We start from the raw sequence: 12,367 nt of genomic DNA, 5'->3' as shown, positions 1-12,367 counted from the left end.
TCAGTTCGCACAGAGGCACGTAACGCATATCGTGTCAGGAGATCCAAATGCCACATGCCATCATCGTCGCACATGGCCAGCCGTCCGATCCAGAACCGGCTGAGGCTGCTTTGGCTGCATTCGCGGCTACGGTCGGCGCCCTGACCGAGCATGTAACGGTGCATGCTGCAACTCTGGCCGCGCCCGGCGCGTTCGAGGCTAAACTGAACAGCCTGCCGGAAAACACGGTCATCTATCCGCTTTTCATGGCAAACGGATGGTTTGTCACCAGCGCACTACCCAAGCGATTAGGGGATCACAAAGCGCGCATTCTAGACCCATTGGGTGTTGACCCAGAGCTACCGGAATTGACCGCGCACGCCCTGCAATCCGAGTTGTCCGAATTGAATTGGGCAACTGCGTCGACCGATTTGGTCATTGCCGCCCATGGGTCGGGGCGTAGCCGAAACCCGTCGGTTGTGGCTCTGAATTTCGCATCGCAACTTCAAGAAATGCTGGCTTTCAAATCTGTCCGCGTTGGGTTTGTTGAAGAACCGCCATCCATTTCCGAAGCCGCAACCGGCATAGGGGCTCAGGCGCTGTGCCTTCCGTTCTTTGCCTGCACCGGGGGGCACGCAGTAGACGACGTGCCCGCAGGATTGAGCCAAGCAGGCTTCGAAGGCGTCCTGCTGCCAGTGGTTGGGGAACTGCCACCCATCCGGCACCAGATTGCCAAGCAGGTAACGAAGGCCGTTCAGCTCGCGTAAAAATTCGCCTGAGTTCTTTGCCCCGGAAACAGGCAAAACTCAGGTTTGCGCTTTGATCAGAGTGGAATACAGGCGGTGGCAGGACCGGCCATCTCGCTTGGCCTGATAAAGGGCGACGTCGGCGGCGTGAAGGATGTCGGCGGCTTTGGGAACCTTGAACTGGGTGGACAAGGCCGTTCCGATACTTGCAGAGATACAGCACGGTTGGTCCTGAAACATCATGGGTTCATTCAACCTCGCGATCAGGCGCCCGGCGATGGACTCCAGGGTTTCTTCCCGCGTCAGACCTTTAAAAATAATGACAAACTCATCCCCGCCGACCCGCGCAACCGTATCGTCTCCACGCGTCTCTTCAAGCATGATGCGGGCCGCCTGTTGCAGGACGTAATCCCCGGCAGCATGGCCCAGCCGATCATTCACGGATTTGAAGAAGTCTAAATCCAGATGCATAAGGGCAAATGTAGTATTTGTCAGGATCAGATGCCCCAGCAAATGATCCATCGCGCGACGGTTCTTCAATCCCGTCAATGTATCGGTATATGCCTGCTCTTCCGCGGCTAGCATTGCCCCCTGAAGCCTGAGATTAAGTGAACGGGACGCTTCCATCGCGGCAGATTTGGCTTCGACCAGATACAACAGCTCGATCGCCAGGTCGGTGCCGGAAAAATCTGCGCTCGTCAGGGCGTAATCCCGAACCGCATCCAAAATCGAAATACCGAATGACAGATTGATGACTGCACCGCCCGTCTCGGGCAAGGGTGCGACCAGGCCTTTCAGGGTCGTACGTGGTTCATCGCGAAATCTCAGATGCAGTTTGGCACCGGCCATCGACATCAATGCGGGAAGGGTGGTGACTGTTCTGGGGCGGATCAGCTCGAACACGTCCAGAACCCCCAGCCCGACCAAAGGCAATTCGGGCCGCAACTTTTGCAATGTCGGGCCCGCTTGTTGAATGCATCCGCTGCGGTCCACCAACATGAACATCGGGCAAAGCGTTTCCAGAAGTTCGGCCAGTTCTTGGGTATGTGTCATCTGTTCCGAGCCCCCAGATCAAAATGGCGCCCCTCGGCAAAGGCGCTTTCGACCAAAATGATTGAAATGATTTCACAAAACTCCTGACGACCCTCATGCGACAGCATCACCAGCGCACCATAATCATCGGCCATCGCTCGTAGGACCCCGACCATAACACTGGAAAATCCCGGTAAGTCCGGAAGGCAGCACAACTGGTATTCCGTGGCTGAAAGCTCTCTCAACTCAAGCGCAGGCAAAGTCAGATCAGAGACAGCCAGTCTCACACGATCCGCAAGATCATCTAGGGAATGAAGAAACTCGACATAGGTGACACCCCCAAACCTGAGCAGTCGGCGCAGCCCTTCCATGTTCGGATGGGACACCAGATATGTTCCCAGATCTTCAAGGATTTCCGCCTGTGGTCGGTTGAGGTCAATACTCAGGGCCTCGAGCAACCGGGTCGTCATGTCATCGTCATAGATGAGCATGGCTTCAAACTCGACAAACCCAAGCCGCGCACCTTCGGTCACGCGAACCCAACAGGATTGCCCGTAGGTCGCGCCGACAAAGGATTGTATCGCCCGGTTGATCAGACCATGCATCGGATGCCTCAGATTGGTGTCCTTGGCACTGTGGTCTGAGAAACCTTAACAAATAGCCAAAATTCGCCCCGAGTTGCTGTGAATGCAGCGGAGTATCAAGACGACACTACCCACCATGTCAGAAGTCCGTCGGCGCGCCGCCTTCGGCCTTGCGGCGTTCGACGAACTCGGCCAGTTCCTCGCGAATACCATCGTCCATCGGAGGGGCTTCAAAGCTCGAGATGATCTCTTTGAACATGTGATGCGCACGCTCAGCCGTCCAGATGCCTCCGGCGGCCTCCCAGCCTTCATAGTTCTTCCAGTCACTCAGGAAGGGCTGGTAGAAGGCCGTGCTGTAGCGATCCTGTGTATGCTGGATGCCAAAAAAGTGACCGTCATTGCCAACCGCTCGAATTGCATCCAAAGCAATCTCATCCGGCCCGGTCGCGGTCAGATCAGGGTTCATATAGCGCTGAATTTGCTGCAAAACCTCGCAATCCATGATGAACTTTTCCGGGCTGGCGATCAGGCCGCCCTCCAGCCAACCGGCGGCGTGGTACACCATGTTGGTGCCTGACTGTACGGCCGCCCAGAGCGAGTTTGAGGTTTCCCACACGGATTGCCCGTCTGGCACATTGGCCGCACAAACACCGGATGAACGCAGCGGCAGCCCATAATATCGCGCCATCTGCCCGGTCATCTGTGTCGAGCGCATGTATTCCGGCGTCCCGAAAGCGGGCGCGCCTGATTTCATGTCCACATTGGATGTGAAAGTTCCGATTACACAGGGGATACCAGGGCGCACATATTGGAACAGAGCGATGGCGCACAAGGCTTCGGCCAGGGACTGTGCAACCGCACCTGCCATCGTTACTGGTGCCATTGCCCCCGCCAGCGTAAAGGGGGTTACGACAATCGCCTGCCCGCGCCGCGCCAATCTCAGGCAACCATCTATCATCGGATGGTCATGCTTCAACGGCGAGGTTGAGTTGATGTTGGTGTACATCCGTGGCGAGGCCTCGAATTCCTCGTGGCTGAGACCGCCCGCGATGCGCACCATCTCCATCACATCTTCAACACGTTCCTTACCCAACGAATAAGCGTGCATCGCCTTGTCGGTCAGGGTCAGCTTGTCATACAGCACATCCAGATGCCGGACACTGGCATGAATATCGACGGGTTCTACAGGATATCCGCCAGCGAAGTGAATACAGTTGAAGTACTGCGTCAGTTTCAGAAGATTCTGGCACATCTCGCGATTGCCCGGCACTTTCTTTCCGATTTCCATGTCCCAGTAATTGGGCGGAGATGAAACGTTGCCAAACAGGATATTCTTTCCACCTATCTCGATCCTGTGGTCAACATTTCGGGGGGTAATGGAAAACTGGCTGGGCGCCTTGGCGATCATCTCCATGACAAAATCGCGCCCCATGCGGACGTTGTCACCATTGATCGTGCACCCCGCTTCGCGCAGGATGCCGATTGCCTCTTCGTTGTAGAATTCGATCCCGATCTCTTCCAGAATACGCATGGCACCTTCATGGATCGCTTCGATCCCGGCCTGATCCAGCGGTTCAGTCGGGCGATCTATATTGATGGGTGGGTCCCACGGCATCTGGTCAATCACCGCGCTACCCCTGCGCGCTGCCGCACCTGCGCGTCCTCCGCCGCGGCGTTTGCGTGTGTTGGTTTCGGCCATGGTTGCCTCCGTTCTGGCTTGGTACAAGCAAGACCCGAAGACGCGTTTCTGGCCGCTCCATCTGCGACAGAGCTTGTCGGTTTTCTATAATTGTTCGTCGATTTTCCGGATCAACACATCATTTTTCGGCCAGCCACGCTGGAATGTGACCGATATCCGGAAGGACCACATCCGCCATCGGTGCCAGCGCATCTGCTTCAGCCAATCCGGTCAAAACGCCAATGGTGATCATCCCGGCTGCGCGCCCCGCTTGCAGGTCATGAACACTGTCCCCCACCATTGCAATGCGCGACGGCTCGACCCCGACCTGTGCGGCAAAGGCCAGCAACTGACCTGGCCCGGGTTTGAAACCATGACCACTGTCATACCCGGCGATAAAATCGAAGTGTTCGCGTATTCCCGCAGATTCCAGATGCTGCAAAGCCGGATGCTCGCTGTCATTTGTCGCAAGGCCCAGTTTGATCCCGGATTGCTGCAACCCTTTCAGGAATGGACCCAACGGCACGGCAGGGGATTGAGGAGCCGCCGCGGCCTCGGCATTCATCATGTCTACAACTTCCTGCAATGTCACATCGTCAACATGCGCAATAAGCACCTCGGCGATTTCTTCGACTGTTGCGGCTATCACAATGCTATCCGTGGAATACCGCTCTTGCTCGAAGTCAAATCCGATGATGCTGCCGAGTTCCACAGCCCGGTCTACATCCCCCTTTGTCAGACGCATCAGCAACGAGCGCCCGAAGGTTCCCCAGGTTTTGGCAAAATCGAACAAAGTGCCATCCTTGTCGAAGACGATTGCTTCTATTGGCATCGCGTGCTCCTGCGGAAAAGGTGTTCAGGTCCAGTGTACATCGCCACCGCCTGACAGAACCGCCCGCGCTTGGGCAGGGTGATCATAGGCGATCGAGTTGGCGTCACAAAACGCCATGACCCACGAATCGTCAAGCACAAGAAAATCGAGAACCGAAGCCAGAAAGTCCCGGTCACCGGCCCGATTGCGAACATCCCCGATCGAAGCACCTGTCGAGCCAAGAAAGACAGGCAAAAGCTCGTCATTTCTGACCAGCCAACCCAAGGCCGTCAGAGCAAGGGTCTCGGCTGAATCAGGCGAAATGGACATAAACAGTGCTCGGATCAGGTGATGGAAAGAGTTTGTTAACCAGACTCATAAACAATTTGTTCGCGCATGCAATCAACGGTGAACGACTATGTCTGTGCAAGGCACCATCCTTGTCCTCGACGGGGTATCAACTAACCGCATAATGCTGAAGGTTCAACTAACCGCTGCCTGGTATCACGTGGTACAGGGTGGAAAACTTGAAGGGCTACAAGCCCTTGCGCGTCGCGTTCAGCCGGACCTTGTACTGACGGCACAGACATTGCCCGACGGAACAGCCGCAGATGTCAAGAAAGCCCTTACCGAAGTATCTGGCCTTGATGACGTGCCTGTTGTCGTACTTGCAGCACAGAATGACAAAAACGCGCGCCTGCGTGCCCTGAAAGACGGGCTGGACGATGTGTTGACGCATCCTTTCAAAGATACGTTGCTGCTGGCACGCATTCGCAGCCTTTTGCGTGCGCGCGCAGTTACTCAAGATTTGCAGGTCAGCAACGGATCACAACCTATTGGATTTGGGGAACCCGCCCCTGTCATGATCACCCCCCCGAACGCGGCCCGGGTTGATATCTTGACCGATACTGTCCGAACCGGTGCCCTTTGGCACAAGGCCTTGCAAGGCCAGCACCATTTCGATCTGTCCTGGCACCTTCAATCGAACTTGCAGGGCGTTTTGTCCGGACCGATACCGGACGCGATTGTGGTCGAACTGAGCTCGCATCCGTCCGCGCTGAATATCCTTGCAGATCTCAGGTCACGGGCAGCAACCCGGAACACTGTCCTGATTGGCGTCTTGCAGGACTACGATGCCGTGCAGGCCTCAGAAGCGCTGGACAGAGGCGCAGACGCCGTATGCCTGGGGGGGTTCTGTGCGCAAGAGATCCTGTTGCGGCTGAACAATCAAGTTGCGCGCAAGGCACGGCTTGATCATTTGCGCGTATCATTGAGAAAAGGGATCGCCGAGTCCTGGATTGATCCGCTGACCGGGCTGCACAATCGTCGTTACGCCATGCGGGCATTGGATCAGATCGCGCGCCAGTCTGCCCGTACCGGGCGTGGCTTTGCCGTCATGCTGGCGGATCTGGATCACTTCAAAATCATCAATGACTGCCATGGCCATGGCGCCGGTGATTGTGTTCTGACGCAGGCCGCAAAACGAATGCAAAGCGCACTTGGATCCAAAGGTTTTGTCGCCCGTATCGGCGGTGAAGAGTTCATGTTCGCGGTGCCCGATGTGTCACAAAAACAAGCCAGAAAACTGGCTGAGACCATCTGTGACAGCATTTGTCGCGCCCCGTTCCTGCTATCGGACCAAGGTTTGCAGGTTAACGTGACGATCAGCATTGGGCTGGAGATGCCGCAATCGGGTCAGCCGGGAAAAGAAGGCACACCCGTTCCTGTAGGAGATATCCTGAAAGCCGCCGATAAAGCCCTTTATGCGGCAAAAAAAGCGGGACGCAATCAGGTGAGTATCAGGCAAAGCGCAGCCTGAACCCGTCAGTCCTTTTTCTTGTGTCCATGCGGCCCGCGTTCGACGATCTTTTGCAACCTGCCCGCATAAGATTGCCGCTCTGCGTCGCTCATGGCGGTGACGCGAGCCAGCCATTGCGTCTGCAGGGCTAGTTGCAGTTCTGCCGTCGCCTGCGACTGTTTCTGCAACAACACTTCAACGGCGACCGGATCGAAGGGCACTGTGCGCAGTGCCAGGCTCAAGGCTTCAAAGTCCTGTCTGCGCCCCCTTAGGTCTTTTTCGCGCAGCGCTGACAGTTCCCCTCGCATCGCTTTGCGATCATCTTTCGGCAAAGCGCGATACAGCGCAGGGCCAAATCCCGGCGGTGCCTCGGTGTGAACTCCATCCTTCAGGCGCAGCATGGTTCCGACTGCAACACCGACAACCAACAGGTTCAGAGCCAATGACAAGACCAACAAAACCGTCATCCACCGGCGTTTCGGTTTAAGGGCAGCGTTCATTCTGTGCTCTCCAGAAAACTCGTGTCATATCCAAGGTCCGCCACAAAAAATGCCGCCTCTTGCGATGTCAGCAGATTGGCGGGATCGGGCAGGAACCCCGGCGCGGAAAAACCGATCCAGAGCCCCGCCGCACTGGCGGCGATCAAGCCGCCCACCCCCTGCCAGCCACCTACGTTGTCCATCATTCGATGCCAGATCGAAGATTGAGGTCGAGGTTCAGGCCCTAGGCGACTAAGACGGAGTTTTTCAGCATCTGTCTGGATGCGCACGGCCAGATCGTCGGGCAGCGCCGGTCGGTTCTGCCGAGCCTGCGCAAACAAATGATCCAGTTCCAGGTTTTCATCCGTCATCGTCATACCCCAGTTCTTCACGTCGCCCGGCCAGTATCGCGGTCAGACTTCGTTTGCCCCGCGCGGTCAAGCTTTCAACCGCTTCCACTGAAATTCCCATGATCCCGGCAATTTCACTGTTGGGCAACTCTTCGATGTGGCGCAGAACCACAGCCTGCTTCTGCCTTTCTGGCAGCTCCGCCAGGGCAAGCTGCAACGCATCCACGCGGGCCTCATCCTGCAGTCGGTCGGCCACGCTGGCTTTGCCATCTTCCGGCTCAGGAATATCCGACAACCTGCCGGGGGCCTTCCTGCGCCGGATGTCCACACAAAGGTTCAGCGTTACGCGATACAGCCATGTCGAAACTTTGGCCTGACCCGGCACCCAATCCGGCGCCATCTGCCACAACCGCATCATCGCCTCCTGCGTTACGTCTTCTGCCTCGGCCCGATTGCCCAACATACGCAACGCAACGGAATAACAAAGCGGCCCAAGGCGATCGGTTAAAACCCGCGCAGCCTGTGCGTCACCATCAGCGAATTGGCTCAGCAACACATCGTCGCTGAGAGAGCTCGCGGTGCAATCCGCACCGCGAACATCGTGTAGGTGGGAGGTCAGGTCCTCCACCCTGCTTCAGTTGTCGATTGCACCTGACTTATGGTTCTTTTTCTTATGGTGCCGTCCCATCCGGTCTTTGGCATCGGCAAATTCCTGTTCCGATATTCCACCACTGTTATCTGCATCCATCCGGTCAAACATCTTGTCACCCCGGCGCGGTTTCGGCAACTCGTCCTGGCTTAGGAACCCGTCATTGTTCACATCGTTGTTTTCGAACATTTTGGCGACCCGGTCGTTTGCTTTTTTCTGAGCAGCAGCCTGCATCTCCTCTAGGCTGAGCTGGCCGTCCCCATCGGTATCCGCGGCTGAGAAACGCTCGGTGTAATGTGCTTCCATCTCCTGCTGCGTCACTTGACCATCGCCATTGGCATCCAATTCCAGAAAGGACACTGGCTCACGACCACCCGGACCAGCCGCCAGAACGGACGTGCCGGTGATTGCAACACCCGACAGGACAATCGCCGTGATGAACTTTGCATTTTTCATTTCGGTTTTCCCTTGTTGACGCGGCCTGAGTGCCGCTGCTCATAACCATTCAAACGCGCGAGGCAGGGAATTCCGTCGCGGTGCCAGCAACTTTTTTTGAACCAGCGCGGTATATCACGACGTGGTTCACCTGAGGTGCGTTGCAAAGCGACGCACCCCCCTTTAAAAACCACCCGTTCAGGCGCATTATCCGCCAAAGATTACTGCGCGAGTTATATTATGACGGATCAGACGATCGACACCACAACCCAGAACGAGCGAGAAACCTGGCCTGCATTGGTCAAAGGGTTTCGGTGCAAGTGCCCAAATTGCGGTGAAGGCAAGCTGTTGCACAGCTACCTGAAGGTGAATGACACCTGCTCGAACTGTGGGCAGGAACTGTTTCACCATCGCGCCGATGATGGCCCAGCTTATCTGACGATCCTGCTGGTCGGGCACCTGTTGGCCCCGGCCCTGCACGTCTCGTATGTGAACTGGCGCCCGGACCCATGGGTGATGGCCATCGGGTTTTCCATTGCTTGCGTTGCACTGTCGCTGTTTTTGCTCCCCCGTCTGAAAGGCGCTGTGGTCGCTTATCAGTGGGCGCGTCGTATGCACGGTTTTGGCAACGATTCATGAGCCGGAAGAAGCGATTGTTTTCCGCATGACGACCGACAAGACCGCCATCCGCGATGCCGCAACCGTCATCGTGCTGCGAAACAGGTGGACCAATCCGTCGATCCTGATGGGTCAACGTGGGTCCAAGGCCGTGTTCATGCCCAACAAATTCGTGTTCCCCGGTGGAGCTGTCGATCCGGCGGATGCAGATGTACCGCTTGCGACCGCACTGCCTGACCTGTGTTTTGAGCGGTTGGCGGAACAGGCGGAATCCGGAAAACAACACGCCCTTGCCGCCGCAGCAATTCGCGAGCTTTGGGAAGAGACAGGACTTGTCCTTGGCCAGACAGGACACTGGCCGGGCAGCGTTCCTGACGACTGGCAAAGCTTTTTCGCCATGGGTTACGTGCCGTCGGCAGCTGCGCTGCAATTTGTTTTTCGCGCAGTCACACCGCCCGGCCGCCCCCGCCGCTTCGATGCGCGGTTTTTTCTGGTCGATGCCGATGCGTTGCAGGGCGATCTGGATGATTTCAGCCATGCCTCGGACGAGCTGTCGCATCTGCAATGGGTGGAACTGGATCGGGCGCGTGAACTGGATCTGCCGTTTATCACTGAGGTTGTTCTGGCCGAGGTCGCAGCCCGGGTGACCTCACCCGAGCCGCCAGTATCGGTTCCGTTCTATCAGAACAACGAAGAAGCCAATCTGTTCCTGCGGCTCAGAGGCTATCCGATGCCCGAGCACGACTGACCGATCAGTTTCACCGCATCCGGCTGACAACCACCGTCACTTCGGGTTTTTTGCCGATTTCCGCTTTTGCCGTCTGACGCACGATCCGGCGCATTTCGTCTTCCAGCTTGTCGTCATCCCGTAGGGTCTTGGCCGCCGCCCGCATTAGGAACTGGTTCAGGTCTTCTTCCAACACTTCGACCAATCCGGCGCGGGACGTTCCGACCTCGGGCAGGCCCATCGTGTCGCACCACGGTTCGCCCAGCGGCTCGTCTTCTTCATCCAGAACAACCGTCACAGTAACATGGCCGTTCAGAGCCATGCGAATACGGTCCCGTACCACGCCGTCCAACGCACCGATTTTCACCGTACCGTCCAGATAGGTACGCCCGGATTCGACATAGTCGACCACCACGGGTGCATTGCCGCTGAGGTCCAGCATGGTGCCGTTTACGGCCAGCACACCCGTTCTGCCGCCCTGCTCAGCCAGTTTGACATGCTCGCGCAGGTGCCGGTGCTCTCCATGCATTGGGATCACAATTTGCGGATCGATCAGCGCGTGCACCTTCTCAAGATCAGGTCGGTTCGCATGGCCAGAGACGTGATAGAGGCCCGAGCTGTCATCCACCACATCCACGCCCTTTTCACTGAGCTGGTTCATGATGAAAATCACGCCACGTTCGTTTCCGGGAATGGTTTTCGACGAAAACAGGAACAGGTCGCCTTCGGACAGTTCCAGACCACGGTACTTGCCACGGGCCAGTTGCGCACTTGCCGCACGGCGTTCGCCCTGGCTGCCAGTCACGATCAGCATCAGGTTCTGACGCGGCAGATCCAACGCTTCTTCCGCGCTGATCACCTTGGGGAAGTCCGACAGGATACCAGTTTCGGTCGCAGCTTCGATCATCCGCCGCATTGCGCGCCCTAGCAACACAAGTGAACGCCCCGCGCGCGCGCCTGCCTCGGCCAATGTTTTGACCCGTGCCACGTTCGACGCGAAGGTGGTTGCCACAACCATACCCTCGGCGTTTTCGACCAGTTTGGTAATCTCTGGCCCGACCTCGGATTCCGAACGGCCCGGATGCGCCGAGAAAACATTCGTGCTGTCGCAAACCAACGCCTTGACGCCCGGCTTGGCAATCTCGGCCCAAAGGTCGGGATCAAAGGCTTCGCCCACGACTGGGTTTGCATCTAGCTTGAAATCACCCGAGTGCACCACGCGCCCTGCGGGCGTGTCGATGACCAAAGCAGCACTTTCCGGAATCGAATGTGAAACTGGAAGGAAGCCCACCGTAAACGGTCCGACTGAGACCGTTTCGGGCCAAGAGGACACGGTTGTCACCGCATCGGTCGGGTGCGCGTATTCTTCCATCTTGCGACGCGCGATATTGGCCGTGAAAGCCCGGGCATAAATCGGAGCTCCCAGTGCCTCATAGCAATGAGCCACGGCGCCGACATGGTCTTCATGCGCATGGGTGATGAAAACGCCATCCAGCCGGTCGGCCCGTTCTTTCAACCAGGAAATATCCGCATAGATCAGGTCGACGCCCGGTGTTGTATCCATATCGGGAAAGGTGACACCCAGATCCACCAGGATCAGGCGTTCCTGCCCAGGTTGACCATATCCGTACACGTAGGCATTCATGCCAATTTCGCCCGCGCCACCCAGCGGCAGGTAGATCAATCTTTCACTGCTCATATCGAGCCATTATCCTTGTTATAGCGATGAATCACGGTCAAGCCGTGCATCGTCAAATCATCTTCGATTACGTCGAACCCCACGTCGGCCTGATCGAACAAGGGGGCCAACCCTCCGGTTCCCACGACTTTCATCGGCATTCCATATTCGGCCTTGATCCGCGCGATCAGCCCCTCGATCAGGCCGGAATACCCCCAATACACGCCTGACTGGATACAACCAACCGTATTCGTACCGATCACCTTCTCGGGACGCGTGATGTCGATATGCGGCAGTGCGGCTGCGCCCTGATGCAAAGCCTCAAGGCTGAGATTCACACCCGGAGCGATGACGCCCCCAACATAGGCACCGTCCGCGGCGACAACGTCGAAATTTGTTGCAGTACCAAAGTCCACCACGACGACATTGCCGCCATGACGGTCAAATGCACCAACTGCATTGGCCAGTCGATCCGGGCCCGGCACAGTCCCCTGATCCACGCGCGGCGGCACGGGCAACAGGCAATCCGGCCTGCCTACCACCAGCGGCCTGCACCCAAAAAAGCGATCGGCAAAGATGCGCAGGTTGAACACCACGCGCGGCACGGTCGACGCAATGATGACATCCGAGATATTCGCCTCGATCCCGTAATGTTTCACCAGCGTCGAATACCAGGTGAAATAGGCGTCCGCCGTGCGTGCATGATGGGTCGAGGTGCGCAGGGTGCACAGAAATTCCTGACCGTTCCAGATCGAGAAGACTGTATTGGTATTGCCGCAATCAATGGCCAGAAGCATTTGCGC

The 12,367-nt window shown here is 57.0% G+C and carries 15 protein-coding genes; 4 read left to right on the top strand and 11 right to left on the bottom strand.

Going from position 1 to position 12,367, the window contains the following annotated elements; genetic code table 11:
• Nucleotides 1-47: 47 nt before the first annotated feature.
• Nucleotides 48-746: a CbiX/SirB N-terminal domain-containing protein gene (locus ACR0BF_RS07940; protein ID WP_480557458.1), complete on the top strand. Its 699-nt coding sequence runs from the start codon at nt 48-50 to the stop codon at nt 744-746.
• A 39-nt stretch (nt 747-785) separates the two neighbouring features.
• Here the strand turns inward: ACR0BF_RS07940 and ACR0BF_RS07935 are convergent, their stop codons facing one another.
• From ACR0BF_RS07935 to ACR0BF_RS07915, 5 genes are all read right to left on the bottom strand, one after another.
• Entirely contained in the window at nt 786-1,778 is a 993-nt protein-coding gene (locus tag ACR0BF_RS07935) for a diguanylate cyclase domain-containing protein (RefSeq protein ID WP_480557460.1), read from the bottom strand.
• Entirely contained in the window at nt 1,775-2,362 is a 588-nt protein-coding gene (locus tag ACR0BF_RS07930) for a heme NO-binding domain-containing protein (RefSeq protein ID WP_480604353.1), read from the bottom strand. The genes ACR0BF_RS07935 and ACR0BF_RS07930 overlap by 4 nt, the downstream gene beginning before the upstream one ends.
• A gap of 118 nt (nt 2,363-2,480) precedes the next feature.
• Nucleotides 2,481-4,040 carry a trimethylamine methyltransferase family protein gene (locus ACR0BF_RS07925; RefSeq protein WP_480476126.1) on the bottom strand — a complete coding sequence of 520 codons (1,560 nt, stop codon included), beginning with the start codon at nt 4,038-4,040 and terminating at the stop codon, nt 2,481-2,483.
• 118 nt (nt 4,041-4,158) lie between these two features.
• Nucleotides 4,159-4,851 (bottom strand): HAD family hydrolase, encoded by a 693-nt coding sequence (locus tag ACR0BF_RS07920; protein WP_480622304.1) that lies wholly within the window; start codon nt 4,849-4,851, stop codon nt 4,159-4,161.
• Nucleotides 4,852-4,875: 24 nt separating this feature from the next.
• The gene (locus ACR0BF_RS07915) at nt 4,876-5,160 is read right to left on the bottom strand and encodes a DUF3572 domain-containing protein (protein WP_480624629.1); all 285 of its coding nucleotides are present in this window, start codon (nt 5,158-5,160) and stop codon (nt 4,876-4,878) included.
• Between the two features lie 88 nt (nt 5,161-5,248).
• On the opposite strand from ACR0BF_RS07915, the gene ACR0BF_RS07910 reads away from it, so the two are divergent.
• Nucleotides 5,249-6,649 (top strand): diguanylate cyclase domain-containing protein, encoded by a 1,401-nt coding sequence (locus ACR0BF_RS07910; protein WP_480624628.1) that lies wholly within the window; start codon nt 5,249-5,251, stop codon nt 6,647-6,649.
• Between the two features lie 5 nt (nt 6,650-6,654).
• Here the strand turns inward: ACR0BF_RS07910 and ACR0BF_RS07905 are convergent, their stop codons facing one another.
• Genes ACR0BF_RS07905 through ACR0BF_RS07890 form a run of 4 tightly spaced genes read right to left on the bottom strand, consistent with a single transcriptional unit; the run spans nt 6,655 to nt 8,562 of the window.
• Nucleotides 6,655-7,128: a periplasmic heavy metal sensor gene (locus ACR0BF_RS07905; RefSeq protein ID WP_480624627.1), complete on the bottom strand. Its 474-nt coding sequence runs from the start codon at nt 7,126-7,128 to the stop codon at nt 6,655-6,657.
• Nucleotides 7,125-7,478, bottom strand: coding sequence for a hypothetical protein (locus ACR0BF_RS07900; RefSeq protein WP_480476116.1), 354 nt, complete (start codon nt 7,476-7,478; stop codon nt 7,125-7,127). Before ACR0BF_RS07900 ends, ACR0BF_RS07905 begins: the two co-directional genes overlap by 4 nt.
• Entirely contained in the window at nt 7,468-8,085 is a 618-nt protein-coding gene (locus tag ACR0BF_RS07895) for an RNA polymerase sigma factor (protein WP_480624626.1), read from the bottom strand. Before ACR0BF_RS07895 ends, ACR0BF_RS07900 begins: the two co-directional genes overlap by 11 nt.
• Before the next feature lie 6 nt (nt 8,086-8,091).
• Nucleotides 8,092-8,562 carry an EF-hand domain-containing protein gene (locus tag ACR0BF_RS07890; RefSeq protein WP_480624625.1) on the bottom strand — a complete coding sequence of 157 codons (471 nt, stop codon included), beginning with the start codon at nt 8,560-8,562 and terminating at the stop codon, nt 8,092-8,094.
• Nucleotides 8,563-8,781: 219 nt separating this feature from the next.
• Between ACR0BF_RS07890 and ACR0BF_RS07885 the strand changes: the two genes are divergently transcribed.
• On the top strand, nt 8,782-9,180 hold the full coding sequence (locus ACR0BF_RS07885; RefSeq protein WP_480516410.1) for a DUF983 domain-containing protein: 399 nt from the start codon (nt 8,782-8,784) through the stop codon (nt 9,178-9,180).
• Nucleotides 9,181-9,205: 25 nt separating this feature from the next.
• A complete protein-coding gene (locus ACR0BF_RS07880; protein WP_480554127.1) occupies nt 9,206-9,907 on the top strand; it encodes an NUDIX hydrolase in 702 nt (233 codons plus the stop codon).
• Between the two features lie 10 nt (nt 9,908-9,917).
• Here the strand turns inward: ACR0BF_RS07880 and ACR0BF_RS07875 are convergent, their stop codons facing one another.
• On the bottom strand, nt 9,918-11,585 hold the full coding sequence (locus ACR0BF_RS07875; RefSeq protein ID WP_480624624.1) for a ribonuclease J: 1,668 nt from the start codon (nt 11,583-11,585) through the stop codon (nt 9,918-9,920).
• Nucleotides 11,582-12,361 carry a type III pantothenate kinase gene (locus ACR0BF_RS07870; RefSeq protein ID WP_480476108.1) on the bottom strand — a complete coding sequence of 260 codons (780 nt, stop codon included), beginning with the start codon at nt 12,359-12,361 and terminating at the stop codon, nt 11,582-11,584. Before ACR0BF_RS07870 ends, ACR0BF_RS07875 begins: the two co-directional genes overlap by 4 nt.
• Nucleotides 12,362-12,367 lie beyond the last annotated feature (6 nt).

Source organism: Ruegeria sp. AG7 (genome assembly GCF_056541545.1).
This window is presented reverse-complemented; position numbering and strand designations above follow the sequence as displayed.

Excerpts from the sequence above, each read along its gene's own strand:
- ACR0BF_RS07940 (WP_480557458.1), top strand. The coding sequence starts at position 48 with ATGCCACATGCCATCATCGTCGCACATGGCCAGCCGTCCGATCCAGAA.
- ACR0BF_RS07935 (WP_480557460.1), bottom strand. The coding sequence starts at position 1,778 with ATGACACATACCCAAGAACTGGCCGAACTTCTGGAAACGCTTTGCCCG.
- ACR0BF_RS07930 (WP_480604353.1), bottom strand. The coding sequence starts at position 2,362 with ATGCATGGTCTGATCAACCGGGCGATACAATCCTTTGTCGGCGCGACC.
- ACR0BF_RS07925 (WP_480476126.1), bottom strand. The coding sequence starts at position 4,040 with ATGGCCGAAACCAACACACGCAAACGCCGCGGCGGAGGACGCGCAGGT.
- ACR0BF_RS07920 (WP_480622304.1), bottom strand. The coding sequence starts at position 4,851 with ATGCCAATAGAAGCAATCGTCTTCGACAAGGATGGCACTTTGTTCGAT.
- ACR0BF_RS07915 (WP_480624629.1), bottom strand. The coding sequence starts at position 5,160 with ATGTCCATTTCGCCTGATTCAGCCGAGACCCTTGCTCTGACGGCCTTG.
- ACR0BF_RS07910 (WP_480624628.1), top strand. The coding sequence starts at position 5,249 with ATGTCTGTGCAAGGCACCATCCTTGTCCTCGACGGGGTATCAACTAAC.
- ACR0BF_RS07905 (WP_480624627.1), bottom strand. The coding sequence starts at position 7,128 with ATGAACGCTGCCCTTAAACCGAAACGCCGGTGGATGACGGTTTTGTTG.
- ACR0BF_RS07900 (WP_480476116.1), bottom strand. The coding sequence starts at position 7,478 with ATGACGGATGAAAACCTGGAACTGGATCATTTGTTTGCGCAGGCTCGG.
- ACR0BF_RS07890 (WP_480624625.1), bottom strand. The coding sequence starts at position 8,562 with ATGAAAAATGCAAAGTTCATCACGGCGATTGTCCTGTCGGGTGTTGCA.
- ACR0BF_RS07885 (WP_480516410.1), top strand. The coding sequence starts at position 8,782 with ATGACGGATCAGACGATCGACACCACAACCCAGAACGAGCGAGAAACC.
- ACR0BF_RS07880 (WP_480554127.1), top strand. The coding sequence starts at position 9,206 with ATGACGACCGACAAGACCGCCATCCGCGATGCCGCAACCGTCATCGTG.
- ACR0BF_RS07875 (WP_480624624.1), bottom strand. The coding sequence starts at position 11,585 with ATGAGCAGTGAAAGATTGATCTACCTGCCGCTGGGTGGCGCGGGCGAA.
- ACR0BF_RS07870 (WP_480476108.1), bottom strand. The coding sequence starts at position 12,361 with ATGCTTCTGGCCATTGATTGCGGCAATACCAATACAGTCTTCTCGATC.